General features: G+C 61.2%; 1 protein-coding gene. It reads right to left on the bottom strand.

Annotation, left to right across the window (positions count from 1 at the left end):
- The coding region (locus tag B5F12_RS11585) for a family 20 glycosylhydrolase (RefSeq protein WP_158096812.1) at nt 1-968 on the bottom strand (968 nt) is incomplete at both ends.

Below are 968 nucleotides of genomic sequence, written 5' to 3'. Positions count from 1 at the left end.
AAGGCCATGGGAGTCATGCCGGCCTCCTTGACCATGGCGGACACCTCATTGACGTACTTGATAAAGTCGTCGTACTGGCCATTGGCTACCAGCTTGGGGAAGCCCATGCCGCCGGCATCGTTGGCGTACTCGTCCACACCCATGTTGAAGAGGGTGCAGCCCTTGCTGGCGAAGTAGGTGATGTACTTCTGGAGGAACGCCTTGGTAAAGCTGGTGGCGGTCTCGTTGGTGATGTCAATGGTGCGCTGAGAGGTGCCATAGGCGCAGTCCACACCAGTGAGGGCCTCGGCAGCGTCCAGGATGGAGTCCATGTGGCCGGGGGTGTTGATCAGAGGCACGATCTCCACGCCCTTGGTGGCGGCGTAGGACAGGATCTCGTTCATCTCGGCCTCGGTGAGCTCGTCCACCTCAAAGTCGCTGTAGGCCTCGTTGCCAGCGTGGATGGCGTCGGAGACCTGCTTGTCGGTGTAGGTAGTGCCGCCCACGGTCAGGGTCATGTCGTCCAGCAGGAAGCGCATACCGTCGTTGCCCAGACCCAGCATCACATAGTGCATGCCAGCGGAAGAAGCGCTGTCGATGATGGACTTCAGGCTGTCCACGGAGAAGTACTTCCGGCCAGCGTCCACCATGACAAAGGACTTGTCATACTCGTTGAGAGAGGCGTCGCCGTGGACATGGCGCTCGGGAGTCTCAGGCAGAGCGGAGCCAAAGGCGGCGATGACATCGGCCACTTCTTCTGCCACGCTGGCATCGGTCTGAGCCTGGGGCACGTCGCTCCAGATGCAGAACATGGCGCCCACGGGGTCCTCGATGGTGCCGCTCATGAAGCTGTTGATGTCAAACTGGCTGGCCTTCTCGGCGGTGCACTTGTTGCCGCCCACGATCCAATACCAGTCGCCGTGGGTGTTCACCAGCTGGTGGCCCTGCTCAGCCAGGAAGGCGGGCTTGGCCACGTCATAGCCCCACCA

Origin of the sequence: Pseudoflavonifractor sp. An176, assembly GCF_002160435.1 — a bacterium.
GTDB lineage: Bacteria > Bacillota > Clostridia > Oscillospirales > Oscillospiraceae > Enterenecus > Enterenecus faecium.
This window is presented reverse-complemented; position numbering and strand designations above follow the sequence as displayed.